The following is a 17,826-nucleotide window of genomic DNA, read 5'->3' on the forward strand; positions in this document are numbered from 1 at the left end:
ACCCCGAATAGGCCCCAGAAAGCGTCATTGGTGCGCCACTCCGGCCTCGTGCCGCGCCGCTTCCACCACCGGCCGCCAGGCCGCGGCGATCTCCTCGGGCAGGACCAGCTCGTCCCACAGATCGATCAGCAGCACCGCGTCGATATGGCCGAGCAGCTCATCTGGCCCGCCCTCGCACAGCAGCGCGGTGTAGGCGGCCCGCCGCTCGTCACGGTCGGCCAGATCGTAGGCCCGCCCGCCGACGCGCACGACGCCCAGCGCCGCCGCCACGGGCAGCCGCCGCAGGCGGGTGGGCACGTGGAACGTGCGCCCGTCACTCGTCGTGCGGGCCGAGCACTCGACCTTCGCCTGCAGCACCAGCTCGAACCCGGCGGCGTCGAGAATGCGCCCCGCGGTCTCCAGCGTCGGCGACTTCCTGCCGTGCTCATAGGCCGACAACGTGGTGCGCGAGGTGCCGCTCACGCTGGCCAGCGCCGCCTGGTTGAGGCTCGCGGCCCGCCTGGCCTGCTTGAACAGCTGCCCGCCGCGCCTGGCCCAGGAGGCGACCTCCTGCCGCAACGCCCGCTCCACCGGGGAAGATGCCATGACCGCCCTCCGTGAGTATCCGCGCGGATACTCTACGCCATCAGAGCGTCACGTGACCACTTCATTACCCGAAGTCAGCTCCGCAATTCCACCAGACTGATCTCCGGCGGCGCGCCCACGCGTACCGGCGGGCCCCAGAACCCGGCGCCGCGCGTGACGTACACCTGTACGCCGTCCACCGTGGCAAGGCCCGAGACCACCGGCTGCTGCAGCCCCACGACCAGGTTGAACGGCGCGATCTGCCCGCCGTGGGTGTGGCCGGAGAGCTGCAGGTCGACCCCGTGGCGGGCGGCCTGCGCCACCTGGATCGGCTGGTGCGCGAGCAGCACCGTGGAGCGCCCCTCCTCGCGCCCGCCGAGCGCCTTGGCGAAGTCGGGGCCGTCGCCGCTGGAGGCGCCGCCGACGTCGTTGACGCCGGCCAGGTCGAGCACGGCCCCCTGATGCCTGATCTCCACCCGCTCGTTACGCAGCGAGCGAACGCCCAGCTCGCCCAGCTCCTCGATCCACTCCTCCGGCCCCTCGGGCGCGAAGTACTCGTGGTTGCCGGTCACGAAAAAGGCCCCGTATCGGGACTCCAGGTCCTTCAAGGGCCGCGCCAGCCGGCCGAGCCGGGCCACCGAGCCGTCCACCAGGTCGCCCACGATCGCCACCACGTCGGCCTCAAGTCCGTTGATCATGCGGACGATGCGCTCGGTGTGCCCGATCCCGGTCAGCGGCCCGAGGTGGATGTCGCTGACCACGGCGAACCGCAGGCCGTTCAGCCGCGGGTCGAGCTTCGGCAGAGTGATCTTGACCGGTTCGATCACGGGGTCGCCGAGCGCGCTCGTCATGCCGTACGCGACCGTGCCGACCGCGCTGACCCCGGCGATCGCGGCGGTGGCCCGCCCGAGGAAGAGCCGCCTGCTCATGTCGCCGGACGCCGGACGCTCGGCCTCCTCCTGCGGAGCCTCCACGGCTCCCGCGGCGGGCGCCGCCCCGACCAGCTCGGGCACGGCGGCCGGCTCGGGCTCGGGCGCGGGGGCGCGCGAGGCGACCCTCCTGCGCAGCACCGTCCCCACGATGGCCCGCGGGATCTCCAGGACCGCCAGGATGATCACGAGGTAGAACATCACCGCGAGCCAGACGTATCCGGCCCAGGCGATCCAGCTCTCAATCCCCAGGCGGGTGCCCAGGAACGTCCCTACGAGGACCGCGAGCAGCAGCGCCAGCGTCAACGTCAGCGCCTTGCGCAGCCGGCCGGGCCCGGTGGTGCCCCGGACGAGCCGGTGCCATAGGTAGAAGTGCGCGAGCAGCACGCCGCCCACGAAGATCAGGACGAACACACTGACGATGCTACGTCCGGCGGCCACCGCGCGATGACCGCCGGGAATCTGACGTTATGACTTGGTCGCCGTCTTCTTCGCCGTGGTCTTCTTCGCGGTCGTCTTGCGCGTGGTCTTCTTCGGCGCGGGCGCCCGCTCACGCCGCTCGGCCAGCAGCTCGGCGGCACGCTCGATGGTGATGTCCTCGACCGTGTCGCCCTTGCGCAGGGACGCGTTGGTCTCGCCGTCGGTCACGTAAGGGCCGAAACGCCCCTCCTTGACCACCACGGGCTTCTTCGAGTTGGGGTCGTCGCCCAGCTCGCGCAGCGGCGCCGCCGCCGCGGCCCGCCCCCTGCCGCGCTGCTTGGGCTGCGCGAACAGCTCCTTGGCCTGCTCGATCGTGACCGTCAGCAGCTCCTCTTCCGAGGCGAGCGAGCGGGAGTCGGTGCCCTTCTTCAGGTACGGGCCGAACTTCCCGTTGTGCGCCACGACCTCCTCGCCCTCCAGCTCGCCGACGACCCGCGGGATCGACAGCAGCTTGAGCGCGTCCTCCAGGGTGATCGTGTCCAGGGACATCGACTTGAACAGCGACGACGTACGGGGCTTGGGCGCGTCGGCCTTCTTCGTACGCCGCTTGGGCGCGTCCTCGTCGGCGGGCGGCTCCGGCAGGACCTCCGTCACGTAAGGCCCGTAGCGCCCGTCCTTGGCCACGATCAGGTGACCGGTCACCGGGTCGTGCCCGAGCTCACGGTCGCCGGTCGGCCGCGAGAACAGCTCCTCGGCCTTCTCCGCCGTCAGCTCGTCGGGCGTCATGTCCTCGGGGACGTTGACCCTGGCGCCGTTGCGTTCGAGGTAGGGGCCGTAACGGCCGACCCGCAGCACGATGTCGGTGCCCTTGATCGGGAAGGAGCTGATCTCCTTGGCGTCGATCTCGCCGAGGTCGGTGACCATCTCCTTCAGGCCCTCGTCGCCGTCGGAGCCGTAATAGAAACGCCGCAGCTCGGGCACCCGCTCGGCCCGGTCGTTGGCGATGTCGTCGAGCACCTTCTCCATTTCGGCGGTGAAGTCGTAGTCGACCAGGTTGCCGAAATGCCGCTCCAGCAGATTGACCACGGCGAACGCCAGGAACGACGGCACCAGCGCCGTGCCCTTCTTGAAGACGTAGCCCCGGTCGAGAATCGTGCCGATGATCGAGGCGTACGTGGACGGCCGCCCGATCTCGCGGTCCTCCAGCTCCTTGACCAGCGACGCCTCGGTGTAGCGCGCGGGCGGCTTGGTGGAGTGGCCGGCCACGTCGAGGCGGGTCACGCTGAGCGGGTCGCCCTCCTCCAGGTTGGGCAGCCGCTTCTCGGAGTCGTCGCGGTCGGTCGACGGGTCGTCGGCGCCCTCGACGTACGCCTTCAGGAACCCGTAGAACGTGATGGTCCGGCCGGACGCGCTGAACTCGACGTCCTCCCCGGACGACGACCTGCCGCCCACCTTCACGCTGATCGACTCACCGACCGCGTCCTTCATCTGCGACGAGACCGTACGCTGCCAGATCAGCTCGTACAGCCGGAACATGTCGCCGGAAAGACCGGTCTCGCCCGGCGTGCGGAACTCCTCGCCGGCGGGCCTGATCGCCTCATGCGCCTCCTGGGCGCTCTTGACCTTGCTGGAGTAGACGCGCGGCTTGGCGGACACGTAGTCGGGGCCGTACAGCTTGAGCGCCTGCGACCGCGCGGCGGCCACCGCCGTCTCCGACAGCGTGATGCTGTCGGTACGCATGTAGGTGATGAAGCCGTTCTCGTACAGCCGCTGCGCCACCTGCATCGTGTACTTCGCGGAGAAGCCCAGCTTCCGGCTGGCCTCCTGCTGCAATGTGGTCGTCCGGAAAGGCGCGTACGGCTTACGCGTGTACGGCTTGCGCTCGACCGTCTTGACCGTGAACGAGGCTCCGGACAGCCGCCCGGCCAGCTCGCCCGCGGCCTGCTCCGACAGGTGCAGCACGTCGGCGCCGCCCTTGAGCTGCCCGGTGCTGGCGAAGTCGCGGCCCTGGGCCACCCGCCTGCCGTCGACGGTGGTCAGCGTGGCGGTGAAGTCGCGCGGCCGCTCCTCGGCCTTGCCGGTGTCGAACAGCGCCTGCAGGTCCCAGTAGTGGGCAGGGGTGAACGCGATGCGCTCGCGCTCGCGCTCCACGACCAGCCGCGTCGCCACCGACTGCACCCGGCCCGCCGACAGCTTCGGCTTGACCTTCTTCCACAGCACGGGGCTGACCTCGTAGCCGTAGAGCCGGTCGAGGATGCGGCGCGTCTCCTGGGCGTCGACCAGGCGGAGGTTGAGGTCGCGCGGGTTGGCCACGGCCTCCCGGATGGCCTGAGGGGTGATCTCGTGGAAGACCATGCGGTGGACGGGGACCTTCGGCTTGAGCACCTCGCGCAGGTGCCAGGCGATGGCCTCGCCCTCGCGGTCTTCGTCAGTGGCGAGGTAGAGCTCGTCGGCGTCCTTGAGCAGCTGCCGCAGCTTGGCCACCTGCGAACGCTTGTCGGGGTTGACGACGTACAGCGGCTCGAACCCCTGCTCGACGTTCACGCCGAGGCGTGCCCAGGGCGCCCTCTTGTACTTGTCGGGGATGTCATCGGCCTTCTCCGGCAGGTCGCGGATGTGACCGATGCTCGATTCGACGATGTAGCCGCGCCCCAGGTACCCGGCGATCGTCTTCGCCTTGGCGGGCGACTCGACGATCACCAGGCGTGTTCCACCGGCGCTGCCGTTCTTGGCTGGCACGCTGCTTCCTACCTCGCTGTTCGCTTGCAAAATCCCCCTGCCGGGAGTCGGCACAGACTGAAAGGTAACCCGACTCGCGGAATTTTCCTTCCCCCGGGGCTACCCACTAGCTTCCGGGTCCACCCACAAGCACGCAGAATAAGGCCCATCGAGCGGCATGGCGCCCTGACTCACATGGAGACTAATCGTTGTGCTCGACTACTCCTACATGGATATCTTCATTCCGCGCGATCTCACTCGCGAAGCAGCACGTCAGCTGCTGACCGAACACGCCGAGTACGGGCAGTGGGAGCTCGCGCGCGTCCGAGTGCACCCTGACGGCAGCCGCCACGTACGTCTGCGCAGGAAGATCATGCGCGTCCGGAGCACGCTGCGGGCCTGACCCCGCCCGGCACGGGCGTCTTGTACGTGACGAACCCGTCGCTGCTCGTCACGGACGTTCTCGCCCGTCCGAGCAGCCCCTTTGCGGGCGACCTCGGGCGGCACGCCGCGGGCACCCCTGTGCCCACCTCGGCCGGCACCCCTTCGCCCACCTCGGCCGGCACCCCTTCGCCCACCTCGGCCGGGACCCCTTCGCCCCCCTCGGCCGACACCCGCGAGCACGCCTTCCCCATCCTTGCCGACACCCGCGAACACGCCTTCGCCCGCGTCAGGCGGCACCTCGCGGGGGGGTGACTTTGCCCGCCCTGGCCGGCACCCTGCGGGCATGGCTTTGCCCGTCCCGGGCCGCGCCCCCGGAACGGGCAAAGTGCATCAAGGTAGTCGGTGAACCTCGAAGTACCTCAGATAAGAGCCTCCTTTCTGTTACTTACGACTACTTACGGCCGAACCGGAACCGGCGGGCGGAAGCGAACAGCGTCGCGGCGGCGGCCAGCATGCCGCCGAACGCGAGGGCGAGCAGGGAACCGCTGTTCATTCCGGTGACGCCGCAGGCTGCTCGGCGCTCATGAGGCCGATGTCGCCGATCGGCAGGCTGCGGGTGGCCGAAGTGACGGCGCTGCCGGCCGGGTGGAGGCGACCAGGTCGGTCGCCGGAGAGAGTGCCGAGATCGGGCTCGACGAAGCGGTACGGCGCTTGCGGTCGGCGGACGAAGCGCGACTCTTGCTGTCGGCGGCGGCCGCGTGGTGGACCCTGCGCTTCGGCGGGGTGGCGGTCCGCTTCGGCGGCGTGGCCGGGGCCTGGGTCAGGCCGGGCAGCTCGGGGAGCGCGGGCAGGCCGAGGGTCTTGGAGATGTCGTCGACGACCGGGAGCTGCGTGGTGACGCCCTTGGCGGGCCCGGTGGCCTCCCTGACGTTGCCGACGCCCTCGACGTGCTGCGTGAACCCGCTCAGGTCGCCCGCGCCGGGAAGGTGCTTGGTGACGTCGGTGGCGGGCAGGTGCTTGGTCAGCCCGGCCGCCGCGGCTCCGACCTCCTGGCCGCCGCCCAGCACCGGCAGAGCGGGCGCGACGGGCAGCAGCCCGCCGCCCTTGGTGGCCGCGACTTTCGTGGTGGTACGCCCGAAGTGGCCGAACTTGCTGGGCCCGTGGTGAACGGGCTTGCCGACCCGCGAGCCGCCGAGGCACCCGGCAGCCGCGTCACCGAGGACCGCGGCCGCGTTGCCGCAGACGTTGACCGGAGCGGTGATCGGCGCGACCACCTGGTTGCCGCTCAGCACGCCGCCCGCGCCCGAGGTGCGGTTGCCGCCCGCCCCCTTGCCCGACTGGTACACCGACGCGCCGCCCTGGCAGCCGGCCCGCGACAGGCCGACCACGGCGGCCGCGTTGCCGCAGGCGTTGATCGGGGCCGTGATCGGCGCCACGACCTGGTTGCCGGACAGCACGCCGCCCGCCCCGGACGTACGGTTGCCGCCCGCGCCCTTCAACGGGGTCTTCGCTGTCGCGCCGCCCTTGCACCCGGCGAACGCCTGCCCGATCACCGCCACCGCGTTGCCGCAGACGTTGATGGGCGCGGTGACCGGCGCCACGACCTGGTTGCCGCTCAGCACGCCGCCCCTGCCGGACGTACGGTTGCCGCCGCCGGAGCCCGACTGGTGGACCGTGGCCCCGCCGCGGCACCCGGCCGCCGCGTTGCCCACGGCGTTGCCGCAGACGTCGATCGGCAGGGTGATCGGCGCGATGACCTGGTTGCCGCTGCCGACCCCGAAGCGCCCGTCGGTGTCGTTGCCCGTCGAGCCGGGCTTGTGGTGCCGCACGTGGTAGCGCTTGCCGGGCCCGCCGTTGTTGGTGACGGACGAGCCGCCCTGGCAGCCGGCGAACGCCCGGCCCACCGCCGCGACCGAGTTGCCGCAGATGGTGATCGGCACACTGATGGGCGCCACCACCTGGTTGCCGCCGAGGACGCTGCCGTTGCCCGACGTACGGTTGCCGCCCGCACCCTTGCCGGTGTTGTGCACGGTCGCGCCGCCCTTGCAGCCCGCGGTCGCGTCGCCGAAGATCGCCACCGCGTTGCCGCAGGCGTTGATCGGGGCCGAGATGGGCGCGGTGATCTGGTTGCCGCCGAGGACGCTGCCGTCACCCGACGTACGGTTGCCGCCGGCCCCGCCCTTGCCGGAGGTGCGGACCGAGGACCCGCCCTGGCAGCCGGCGTCGGACTTGCCGATCAGGGAGACGGCGTTGCCGCAGGCGTTGATGGGGACGCTGATCGGCGCGTTGACCTGGTTGCCGCCCAGCACGCTGCCGTTGCCCGACGTCTTGTTGGGGATGCCGCCGCGGCGGGTGTCGACGACCTCGGCGCCGCCCCGCGAGGTGGCCTCCGACTTGCCGATGGCCGCGATCGAGTTGCCGCTGATGTCGATCGGCAGGGAGATCGGCAGATCGACCTGGTTGCCGCCGCCGACGGACCCGTTGCCGGAGGTGTCGGCGAGCGCGGTGCCGCCGCCGAACGACATGACGGCCACGGCCAGCAGAGCCGCAGGGCTCGATGCCTTCGCCCACGTACGCATGAGAATGCTCCTAGTGATTTTGGGGGGATGTACTTGATCGGTCTCGCGGCCTCGCCCGGGGCCTGGCACAGCGTTCTGGTTTGTCCCTGTGCCGTACGTTTCACGCGTTGTGACCGCGTGCAGCGGGAGAGCCCATGGGCTCCGCGAACCGGTGTGAACTGACGTTGATGTCACCCGCGGGCGGCGTCCGGCATGTCAGGACGTGACGGACACGTCGTGGCCGTGCGTGATGGCGCTGTCGGATCGAGTCGCCACGCTTCGCCGCCGCGTTCGTACCTGGAAGCAGCGCCGGCTCCGGATCCGGAAAGCCGCGCGCCTCGCCGTCCGGGGGCGGCCGGGCTCGATGCCGGCCCGCGCCCCGGACCTACGCGGGATCAGTCAGGTGAGAAAGAAGGGTCGTCCGCCGCTGTGCGGACGACGGGGGAAGCAGGCGCGCCAGAGGTGCGCGACCGGCCTCGAGCCGCGGGTCGAAAACGGACCTCGCGACGTCCCCTGAAACCGGGCCGAACGGCCCGTTACCACCGCCGTTGGGCACCAGACCATCGGTGCTCAGGATCTTGTTGGCGTCGGACGGTGACGGCAGACCAGGATCCCGCTGGCTGTTGAGGCCGTCGACCGTGCGCCCCGCCATGGCCTCGGCGTTGTCGGACGCCGTCACGCCATCGGGGCTGATGAGCGAGTGATGAGCTTGGGACGCGGTCTCACCGGGAGAGCCGGCCTCCGAAGCTTGAGATGCCGCTTCTGTCGCCGCGGTGGAGTCCGCGGCCGCCGGAGCGGCGGTGAGCATGCCGAACAGAACGGCGAACAGCCACCCGACGGCCACGAGGGCCCCGGTGGCGGCTGCCCGAAGGGCGATACGCCGGGCGCCGGCCGCGAACCGCGCCATCCGGTCCGCCCGGTCGATGGTCACGCCCTGCGTCGGTACGGCGACACGCGGGCGGCGGGCAGCCGGGGCCGCAGCCCCCGCCGGCCGTTCCGCCACGCGCGTCATAGTGCCCTCCAAGCTCCAGAACCGGCCCCACATCGTGAGGCCGGTCCGTGGACTCACCCCTCAACGGTCCGTAACCGTAGCAGTACCCAAGGTTGCCGCAAGCACTTTTCAGCCGACGGCCAGAAAATCCTCAACTCCCCCGTACGCAGACCCACGCGAACCACCCCAACCCCCTCCTGCACGCCCCACGAAACCCCCATCCGGAGACCCCGTTCACCCCATGCCGGCGCGCCCGCGCTTTCTCGGTATGACGCAGTGCTCAGAGTTTGCTAACCTTACGGAGCCGACGCGAGATGACGGTCCCGCGTGCAGGCACCAAGTCCGGGTGGCGGAATAGGCAGACGCGCTAGCTTGAGGTGCTAGTGCCCAGTGATGGGCATGGGGGTTCAAGTCCCCCCTCGGACACGTACCGGTGCACTATGGGGTCCTGGTCACGAGCAGACGTGACCAGGACTTTCTGTTTTGAGGGATGGTAGGTCAGCCGCAGGCCGATCTCCGCGTAGATTTTCGCCTTGCGGAGCGGGTCGGCGTTCGAGAGCACTCGCACCATGTCTCCGAGTCTGTGTGTGATCTCCGCCAGCTCATCGCGTCCCAGCCGCTTCTGAGGCCGCACGTGCGCGTTGCTCAGCCGTTGCTGGGCCGCTTTCTTACGAGCGAGCTCCTCCTGAATCCAGCCGGTGACCAGAGCCGGGTCTGCGCCCGACTCAAGGGCCGCGCGATGCTGGGCGAGCTTGCGATCGCACTCGGCGATCTGACGGCGTGCCACGACGAGGGCTTGGGCCTCGGGCGGGGCCAGATCCTGCGCGGCAACCAGAAGGTCGAGAGTCTGATCGACTCGGTGCGGCGCGAACAGCCGGCCGAGCCAGCGGTCGAGTCGCGGGACCACACGGTCTTCCCGTAGATAGACGTTGCGGGGATGCATGACGCGGTTGGCCAGGGCGTACTCCTCCGGGAAGGCGCAGCGGTAGTAGGGCGCGTCGTTGACCCATTGGCCCTGCATCCTGCGGTCGCAGATGCCGCAGTACAGCAGCCCTCGAAGCTGGTACGGCTTCGGGGTGCGCTTGCGGGTCTTGTCCGTGTGGCGGTTGCCCCGCCCGGCCAGCGTCGTCTGAACGGCGTCGAAGTCCTCCTTGGACACGATCGGCGGATGAACGACCTGTTCCGACCAGACCCAGTCCTCCTTGTCGTTCCACCTGAGTCTCGTGGTGTGGCCCAGGCTCACGTCATCCACGTTCATGAGGACCTCGTGCTTACCCTGCCGGTTCCACACCTGATGGCCCACGTAACGAGGATTGGTCAAGATGGCACGCACCGCGCTCTTGGACCAGGCGATGCCGGAGCGGTGACGGTTCCGGGCCGGGTCGTGCGCCGACGGGCTCGGGACCCCGTTGCGGGTAAGCCTCTCGGCTATGGCGAACAGGCCGTAGCCGTCGAGGAAGGCGGCGAAGATCTCTTCCACCACGGGCGCGGCGGCGGGATCGAGTTCCAGTCGGTGAGCACGCTTGCCGTCGGCGGCCTTGGCGGGGTTGGGGTGGGGCCCGGCATCGGCCAGCCGGTAGCCGTAGGGTGGCCGGCCACCGAGGAAGCGGCCTTCCATCTGAGCTTGGGCGGACATGGCACTGCGCACGCGGATCTTGATGCGATTGCGCTCGCCCTTGCTCATGCCGCCGAACACGCTCATGACCAGGTCATGGGCCTCGTTGGCCGGGTCGATGGGGCCGCCCACCTCGGGCACCCAGAGCTGGACTCCGAAGTGCTCGAAGACTGGGTAGGTGAGGCTGTACTGGTTGCCGTAGAAGGCTCGGTGTGGCTCGCCGATCACCACCGCGCCGAAGCCTCGATCGGGGTTACGCAGCTCGGCGAGCAGCGCCGCCGCGTGCGGGCGGCGCTGCCAAGGAATCGAACGGGACTTGTCGATGTCGAAGAACTCGGCGACGATCACGCCCCCGCGCGGCTCGATGAGCGCGCGGGAGCGGGTGATCTGCCAGGCCCGTGAGGACTGGGGGTCCTGGTTGTCCTCAGTGGAGACCCGGCCGTAGAAGGCGAAGGGGATCGTGTTCATGGGTTCCTCAGGCCGCGTCCGGGTGGCTGGTCTGGAGGTGATGATGGGCCTCTAACAGGATGGCGAGCAGTTCCGAAGCGGCGCCAGGCGTGAGGCGGGGAGGTCCGCTCGGCAAGACAACGTGGGGAGTCGGTTGGGTACGACGGGTGGATGCCTTCATGATGGGGGTGCTCCTATACGTTCGTTGCTGACGGCAGGAGTGCGGCCCCGGCGACGTGCTTGGCGGTACTGGCGTCGGGGTCGCTTGAAACCACTGGGCGCTCTGGAAGAGCAGCTCTGTGCATCCTCATGCGGTTTCCTCCAGCGCGATGCCATGGCGGCACAGAGCGCACGCACGGGGCCGTGGGTCGCCGTGGATGCACACCGCACTCGTCGTCGCCTCGGCCACAGTTCGCTCATTCGGATATGTCCGGCGGGACCTACTGGGCGGATCAGGGAGGTCGCCCAGGCGAGATGTCAGAACGGCGTACGGGCTGCGCACTCCAGTGGTGTTGGCTCCTACGTACTCGGCGAGAACGGTGGGATCCCAGCCGGCTGCGATTGCCCTGGTGACGACGGGGAGGAGGCGGCGAAGCTGCCCCTTGGACAGCGGCCAGTCGGGGCCGAGCTTGGCCAAGAACAACTCGACCGGCGTGGCGGTGGCTTGCTGATGGCTGCCGAGATCCGCACCGCCCGCCCCTCGGTTGTCCACAGGTGTGCCGGCGTCGATGCTGGCCCGTGCGGGCGGTGGTGGTTCATCGCTTGGTTCAGTGGAGAGTTCCGGTGCAGCGGCTGCACCCCGTAGCTGCACCGGTTGCACCTCGTCGCCACGTCGGTTGCACCCCGTGGAGGCGACGGGGTGCGAGAGCTGCGCCCCGCCTTCCTGGTTGTCCACAGCCTGTGCGTCGGCGTTGTCCACAGGTGCTTCGGCGGCGGCGGCCTTCGCCGCCTCAACGCGAGCGGTGACGCCGGGGAACATGGTCTCCAGGGCCTTGAGGTCTTCAGCATCCAGATCGGTACGCACGCGCTCCATCGCAAGGTCCCAGACTTGCGGGCGTCGATCACCCCGCTTGATGTGGGCGGCCACGATGGCCGGGTCACCTTTTCGGATGATCTGGTCGGCCTCCAGGCGGTCGAGTGCCGTACGTACGGTGCGCTCGCACCGGCGGGTGTAGCGCACAAGCGTCCTGGTGCTGGGGAATGCGCCCTTCCCGTCGGGGCCGGCATGAATGGCCAGCCCGACCAAGACAGCGGCGCACGAGGCGTTGGGCTTACCGTTGGAATCCATCGGAATGGGCGCAAGGTTGTGCGCCCACTTAACTGCTTCGTGACTCATCTCTCGTCTCTTGTGTTCATCTGTAGGGTTCGGAGCAAGATCCGAACGTCGGATTGCTGCTGCAGGCTCGGGAGGCCGTCGTTGACCTGTCGCTGCAGACGAAGCGTCCAGCCGGTTCCGGAAAGCCCGGAAGCGACCGCTAACTCTCACCGGCCCCTGTGAGGTGCAGGGTGGCGGTGGTGTTGAAAGCGCAGTCGATGTGCATCGCAAGATCGCGTGCCATCTCCTGAGCCAGAGTCAGTTCTGACAAAGCCTTGTCAAGACGCCCAGCAGGGTCTCCACAGTCGTCGCCCAGTTGTCCTGATGCCTGCATGCGCTGCAACGCCTCACCGAGCTGCCTCAGCAGTTGATCCAGCCGAGCAGCGGCAACGCTGACCTTGCCGAGCACGTCGTTGACCGTGGCCGGATAGGAGACGCCCGCGTGAGAGAGCGTGGCATGGTTGAGTACGCGGACCGCCTCGGACAAGGCCGCGGCGACCTCGCACGTGTATTCGTCGTCGTGAGGGCCGTCTGCTGACAGCCGAACCGTCTCTTTCACTCCCTGACTCCAGTCGCGAAGAACTTGTCAAGTTGCGCTCTGGCCGTCAGAGTGGTGATCAGAGTCAGCAGCCGATGCACAAGCGACCAAGGCACCCCCAAGGTGTCTGCGCTTGCGTTCGATGGCATGCTGAACACGACCGACTCCTTTCGAGTGGGTCTGGCGGGAGGCCCGGTGCCTCAGCGCCTGCAAGCTTTGCGGCGCCGGGCTCTCCCCTGTCAGTGGATCAGAACAAGGTCGACATCATGGACCTCGCGTCCGTCGACCAGGTGCGTGCCCGAGATCGCGTCTCCCCGCGTCTCCGGCCTCGATCGCTTCCAACGTCCCCCCGCGTGTTATTTGGGTCACATCAAGACCAGGTGTACCAACTATAGGAAACAACGGCGCTTTACGGAATGTTGACTGGCCTGTCAAGGATTTGAGGCTACTACTCCGACGCTCTGCAAGACCTTCGCGGGACCGTGACAAAGCTTGCCTCGGCCGCGACTTTCCGCACGTCAGCGCATTCTTTTCCGGATTCAGACCGCCTTGGACGGCAATGGATCCGTCTCGCCAAAATCTGGGCGGCACCTCGCGGCATGCAGCAGGCGTAAGACGACACCACCTCCCGGATCTGAGCGGACGAAAGCTAGCTAACCATCACTGTACTAGTTCAGTCTAGATCTAGCTCAACACCTCTTTCCTGGTACACGCAGAACACCTAGCCTTGGTGTCGTGCCGGTGCCTGACTTCAGCAATCCTCGACCTGCCTACCTCCAGATCGCGGATGACCTGCGACAAGAGGTAGCAGCAGGCCGCCTCAAAGTGGGCGAGCGGCTGCCCGCGCGGCGGCAACTCGCCCAGCGCTACAGCGTCGCCGTGGAGACCATCCGCCGGGCGTTGGACGAACTTGCGCGCGAAGGCGTGATCAGCACCCAATCGACCCGCGGCACATATGTGGTCAAGACTCCCGGCGAGCCTGAGCCCTCTCCCGATCTGCAGCAGCTCATCAGCGATGTGCGACAGCTGACCGAGCGCATGAAAACGCTGGAGGCCCGGGTGAAGGACCTTGAAGGCCGCTGACTACCTTCACGCCCTCTGCTCAACGGTGCTGAAGGCCAACTTGGGTGCCGCTCTCGTACCTCACCTGCGGTCCTCCTCGGCAGTTGCCCGCAGCCGTCGAGAAGCCGCGGGTCCAGGTGGAGCGGACCGAGCGCAGCGAGGGCCGACTACCTGGAGGCGCGGCGAGCGACGGTCATAATCGGGCTGCGAGGAGGGCCGAGGTGTCACCGGGCCGAGTCAGCTTCTTCTCTCTACCTGCTCAGGCCACGTCTGTGAGTGGATTCGTTGCTGGAGTGGTGGCGGGGCGGCTGGTATGCCTGCCCAGGAGGTCGCCGGTCCGGGCCGTTCGGGATGCGCTGGTCTGTTCTTTCCCGGACGTCCGTGTGTTCGGCTCGGATCAGCTGTTCGAGGTCGCGCTGGTCGGGAGGGAGATCGAATCGGCGCATGATCTCGTTTTGGATGGCGGTGAGTTCGCGCTGGGCGGCGGCTCGGGCTTGCCGGTGTTCACGGGCGCGCATCTCGGCAAGAGAGACGTCGCGTTGTCTCGCGGCGTGTAGTTCTCTGTCAAGGGTGCGTGTCAGCTCAGCGTGGCGGCGTCGTACCTGTTGCCAGGTGCCGGCGGGTGGGGCCTGTGCGGCGGTCTGGCGGGCTGCCTCGTCCAGCGCCGGGCCTTGGGCGCGGAGTGACGTCAACTCATGGGTGATGCGCTCGTGGGCGGCGTGGAGATCGGCGAGGGTGGCTTTCAGGTCGTGGCGGCGAGTTCGGTGCCACGGGCGCAGGCTGTCCAGCTCGCGCTCGGCGGCGCGCTGTCGTCGGCGTAGCTCAGCCTGGCGCTGGCGGGCCTCGGTGACGGCCTGGCGGGCCTGCCGGAGCCTCAGGGCCGCGGTTTCCGCCGTCTCGATCTGACGGACTTGCTTCTCCAAGGTGTCTCGCTGGGAGAGCAGGCGGCTTTCGCAGCGCCCTCCGCCCTCGGCAGCCAGGCGGTGAACGTTCTGTTCGATCCCTTCGGCATCAGCTGCCAGAGTGGTGAACCGTTCACCGAGCCGGCTCATGCGCTGCTGCAGCTCGGCATCACTGACCAGCTCGAGGCCGGACGGGGAGCCGAGAAGCAACTGCTGGGTACGGGCACGCTGTACGGCGAGATCAGCCTCGCGCTCGGCGGCCCGGAGCTCGGCGCGGGCGCGAGCAAGCTCGGCATCTTGGGGCCGGACCGTGTGCGCGATGGGATCGGGCTCGGGGGTCAGGAGGCGGTCGGCGCGGTCGCCGTAGAGGGTGAGGGCGTAGGCGGCCAGGGCCCGCTGTAGTTCGTCGGCCGGGCCGCGTACAGGGCCATGGCGGAGCTGGTCGGCTTCGCTTTCCAGGAGTTCGCGAGGTAGGTACAGGCGGGCGTTGTGCCGGTCTCGGCTCATGCCCGTATAGAGGGTGTGCACGTCCGCGCCCAGCCCGTAGACGAGGCTGTACTGGCTGGTCAGGCCCTGGGCGGAGGCCACGGTCATCGCGGTGCCGTACGACAGGCCGCCGGCCGCGATGTAGGCAGGGCTCACCCATTCCCGTGACAGGGTCGGTCCGTCCGCACCGGTCCGGCGCCATTCGACCTGTACGCCGCGGCGCGGGTCGATGGCGGTGACGCAGCCGCGGTAGCCGTTGAGTACATCCACGGGGCCTTCGCCGCGCCGTGCGCGGTAGTCGTTCTTGCGCACCCGTACGTGGTCCCCGACCGCCAAGGCGATGGTGGCTCCACCGGCCAGGTGGTAGATGCGCTCGGGGCCGGACAACTCGCCCAGTTCGCGGCGGATCGCTCGGGCGGCCAGGTTGAGCCGGTTGACGGCGTCGTTGGTTCCTGCGAGCACCAGCAGGTCGGCCAGCTCGTCATGTACGGCCGGTCCTTCGGCGCTCCGGTACGGCTGCCGGGCAGTCGCCCAGTCGGCGATCAGACGCGCCATCGTGTCATCGGCGCCGGCCTCGGCGCATACGCGTCCGCCGGCCGCCCAGGTGTGCAGGGCCTGTCGGTGTTGACCGGCGCGGAACAGCTCCAGCGCCCGACGTTCCAGGGGATCGCGCTGGCGGCGGTTGTGCCGCAGCACCAGCCCGTCCACCTGGCGGTGGATGGCGGCGAAGCCACCGCCCACGCCGATCGCGCGCAGCTGCTTGGGATCCCCGAGGAGCACCACCTTGGTGCCGTGCCGTTCGGCGTCGGCGAGCAGCGTGGCGAGCTGGCGGTCATCGACCATGGCCGCCTCGTCGACCACCAGCACGTCCACCCCGGCCAGCCCCGCCCCGGTGCGGATGCGCAGCAACCAGGTGGCGACCGTGTCGGTGTCGATGCCCGCTTCCGCACGCAACGTGGCGGCTGCCACCGCCGCGGTGGCCGCGCCCCGCACGACCAGGCCGCGACTCTCGTACGCCACGCGTGCCGCGGCCATCAGCGTCGTCTTGCCCGCCCCGGGAACACCGATGACCGCCTCAACCCCGTGTCCGGCACGCAGGATGCGTTCCAGCACGGCGCGCTGCTCGTCGGTGAAGGTCAGGTGGTGACCCACTTGGAAGGTGTCCAGCGACAGGCGGACGGTGTCGGCGTCGAGCGCGGCCACGCCCCGGTCGTAGCGGCGGCGCACTGTGGACAGCAGCGCCTGCTCGGCCTGCAGGATGTCGGTGGACGTGTAGCGGGCGGCGTTGGACATGTGCCGGGCGCCGGCATCGGACAGGCGTACTGCCGGACTCAGTCCCAGCACGTGATCGGTGAGGGCCTCGACTTCGGCCAGGTCCGCCACGCCATCGGGAAGTGCATCGAGGACCGCGGCTAGCACATCGGCCCGGGTGACCTCCTTGCGACGCGCGGTCAGTCCGCCTTCCGGCCGCCAGATCCACGCCGCGATCTCCTCCGGAGAAGGGCGCACGGGTAACCGCGCACCACTACGGCAGGCGGAGACGAGCGTGGGAGCGTCGTATCCGGCTGCCGCGGCCTGGGTGCGCCAGTCGGCGCGCAGCTCGGCCTCGGTGGCGTCGGTCTTGCGCTGGCGGCTTTGCGTCGAGGCCACCTTGCGCGTCGCGCGGGAGGCGTCGCCGACGGAGATGCCGAGCTTAGCCAGCACCTGCTTGATCTGACCGTCACGTTTGGAGAACAGCGTCCGCACCTCGGCCGGGAGAGCCGCGATCTCCCACGCGCTCGTCTCCGGGTTTCGAGTGCAGGAGATTCCGTAGTCTTCGATCAGCGTCCGGCGCATGCGGGCCTTGAGATAAGCGTCCGCGGCATGCGCATGGCGGTACAGGTCCCGTCCACCGGCTGCGACCGCTGACCATTTCCCATCCAGCCCGCGCACCAGGTTGGCGATGACGAAGTGCACGTGCAGATGCGGGTCGGGCGACGCCGAGCCGACCGGGCGCGCGGTACGGTGCACCATCACCCAGCCGATCAGCCCTGACGTGGCCATCTGTTCGGCCAGACGGCCGTCGCCTTGATGGCCCCGCTGGCCGTACCCGGCCCACTGCTCAACCGCGGCTGCGGTCTCGAAGACCACCTTGGCGAAGACGGCCTCCAGCTCCGCCGCGAAACGCGGGCCGGCCAGCCCGTGCAGCACCGAGACGCTCTTGGGCAGGTCCAGGGTCAGGTCATAGCCGCGGTTGCCGATACGGACCCGTGCATCACGCCACTTGCGCGCGTACGCCAACTCCTCCGGCTCATACACGTCGGCCAGATCGATGCCTGCGGCGAAGGCCAGCCGGTCGAGATCGTCCATGCGTACGAGGTGTGCCTCCCCTTCCCGGGCGATACCGCATGCCATCTGTGCCGCACGCTTGACCATCGCCGGGCGAGCTGCAAGTAGACCTTCGACAGTGGTGCCTCGTTCGGTTGCAGCTTCTTCCAACGCCACCCGGAGTGGCGCCGCGGGCAGCTTGCCGCGCCGGTCCACCACGTGCTTGGCCGCCATCAGCTGCTTGCCGGTGTTCGGATCCCTGCCGTCCATCAACGCCCGCGCCTTGTCGTGCTGATCAGCCGTCAGCGGCGTACCCGGGACGATGCCGAACTCTCGCAGGCCCTCACCGATCCACACCAAATTGCACTCGCCGTCCAGCCGGTAGCCCAGCTGTCCATCCGGCTCCTCCTGGGCTTCCCCGCCGCGCTCACCGGTATGGGGTAAGCCGCAGCCAGCACCTTCCTGTAATCGGTATTCCACCTGCTCCATGCAGGGGCCCAACGCGCTGACCCAAGCCATCTGATCCCCCGTCTGAACATGGGAGGCAGCGGCGACGATTGTCTCGTCCCGGCCTACTTGTCGTCCTGGCT

At 69.0% G+C, this 17,826-nt stretch carries 12 protein-coding genes, 1 tRNA gene and 1 pseudogene; 5 read left to right on the top strand and 9 right to left on the bottom strand.

What is annotated here, in order from left to right; genetic code table 11:
• Nucleotides 1-24 precede the first annotated feature (24 nt).
• From ACFMQL_RS12665 to topA, 3 genes are all read right to left on the bottom strand, one after another.
• Entirely contained in the window at nucleotides 25-585 is a 561-nt protein-coding gene (locus ACFMQL_RS12665; protein ID WP_378785746.1) for a helix-turn-helix transcriptional regulator, read from the bottom strand.
• A 74-nt stretch (nucleotides 586-659) separates the two neighbouring features.
• A complete protein-coding gene (locus tag ACFMQL_RS12670) occupies nucleotides 660-1,907 on the bottom strand; it encodes a metallophosphoesterase (RefSeq protein WP_378785747.1) in 1,248 nt (415 codons plus the stop codon).
• A 54-nt stretch (nucleotides 1,908-1,961) separates the two neighbouring features.
• Nucleotides 1,962-4,652, bottom strand: coding sequence for a type I DNA topoisomerase (gene topA / locus ACFMQL_RS12675; protein WP_378785748.1), 2,691 nt, complete (start codon nucleotides 4,650-4,652; stop codon nucleotides 1,962-1,964).
• Between the two features lie 208 nt (nucleotides 4,653-4,860).
• Here topA and ACFMQL_RS12680 point away from each other — a divergent pair, with 208 nt between their 5' ends.
• Both ACFMQL_RS12680 and ACFMQL_RS12685 read left to right on the top strand, forming a co-directional pair.
• The gene (locus ACFMQL_RS12680) at nucleotides 4,861-5,034 is read left to right on the top strand and encodes a DUF5703 family protein (RefSeq protein WP_378790156.1); all 174 of its coding nucleotides are present in this window, start codon (nucleotides 4,861-4,863) and stop codon (nucleotides 5,032-5,034) included.
• A 26-nt stretch (nucleotides 5,035-5,060) separates the two neighbouring features.
• Complete coding sequence (locus ACFMQL_RS12685) at nucleotides 5,061-5,327, top strand: hypothetical protein (protein ID WP_364064137.1); 267 nt, start codon at nucleotides 5,061-5,063, stop codon at nucleotides 5,325-5,327.
• Between the two features lie 269 nt (nucleotides 5,328-5,596).
• On the opposite strand, the gene ACFMQL_RS12690 is transcribed toward ACFMQL_RS12685, so the two are convergent.
• Together ACFMQL_RS12690 and ACFMQL_RS12695 are read right to left on the bottom strand one after the other, a co-directional pair.
• Entirely contained in the window at nucleotides 5,597-7,594 is a 1,998-nt protein-coding gene (locus ACFMQL_RS12690) for a chaplin family protein (RefSeq protein ID WP_378785749.1), read from the bottom strand.
• 364 nt (nucleotides 7,595-7,958) lie between these two features.
• Nucleotides 7,959-8,504 carry a hypothetical protein gene (locus ACFMQL_RS12695; RefSeq protein WP_378785750.1) on the bottom strand — a complete coding sequence of 182 codons (546 nt, stop codon included), beginning with the start codon at nucleotides 8,502-8,504 and terminating at the stop codon, nucleotides 7,959-7,961.
• A 400-nt stretch (nucleotides 8,505-8,904) separates the two neighbouring features.
• Between ACFMQL_RS12695 and ACFMQL_RS12700 the strand changes: the two genes are divergently transcribed.
• Nucleotides 8,905-8,990, top strand: a tRNA-Leu gene (locus ACFMQL_RS12700).
• Between the two features lie 313 nt (nucleotides 8,991-9,303).
• A complete protein-coding gene (locus ACFMQL_RS12705; protein WP_378785751.1) occupies nucleotides 9,304-9,486 on the top strand; it encodes a hypothetical protein in 183 nt (60 codons plus the stop codon).
• Between the two features lie 48 nt (nucleotides 9,487-9,534).
• Here ACFMQL_RS12705 and ACFMQL_RS12710 read toward each other — a convergent pair.
• The 3 genes and pseudogenes from ACFMQL_RS12710 to ACFMQL_RS12720 form a co-directional block, all read right to left on the bottom strand.
• Nucleotides 9,535-10,647: pseudogene (locus ACFMQL_RS12710) on the bottom strand (recombinase family protein); the annotation flags it as partial.
• Between the two features lie 286 nt (nucleotides 10,648-10,933).
• Entirely contained in the window at nucleotides 10,934-11,914 is a 981-nt protein-coding gene (locus ACFMQL_RS12715; RefSeq protein ID WP_378785752.1) for a helix-turn-helix domain-containing protein, read from the bottom strand.
• Nucleotides 11,915-12,101: 187 nt separating this feature from the next.
• Nucleotides 12,102-12,500, bottom strand: a complete 399-nt coding sequence (locus ACFMQL_RS12720) for a hypothetical protein (protein ID WP_378785753.1) — start codon at nucleotides 12,498-12,500, stop codon at nucleotides 12,102-12,104.
• 714 nt (nucleotides 12,501-13,214) lie between these two features.
• Here ACFMQL_RS12720 and ACFMQL_RS12725 point away from each other — a divergent pair.
• Nucleotides 13,215-13,562 (top strand): GntR family transcriptional regulator, encoded by a 348-nt coding sequence (locus ACFMQL_RS12725; protein WP_378785754.1) that lies wholly within the window; start codon nucleotides 13,215-13,217, stop codon nucleotides 13,560-13,562.
• Between the two features lie 230 nt (nucleotides 13,563-13,792).
• Here ACFMQL_RS12725 and mobF read toward each other — a convergent pair whose 3' ends face one another.
• Nucleotides 13,793-17,725, bottom strand: coding sequence for a MobF family relaxase (mobF, locus tag ACFMQL_RS12730; RefSeq protein ID WP_378785755.1), 3,933 nt, complete (start codon nucleotides 17,723-17,725; stop codon nucleotides 13,793-13,795).
• Nucleotides 17,726-17,826 lie beyond the last annotated feature (101 nt).

The sequence above is a fragment of the Nonomuraea fastidiosa genome, assembly GCF_042751225.1.
Taxonomy (GTDB): domain Bacteria; phylum Actinomycetota; class Actinomycetes; order Streptosporangiales; family Streptosporangiaceae; genus Nonomuraea; species Nonomuraea fastidiosa.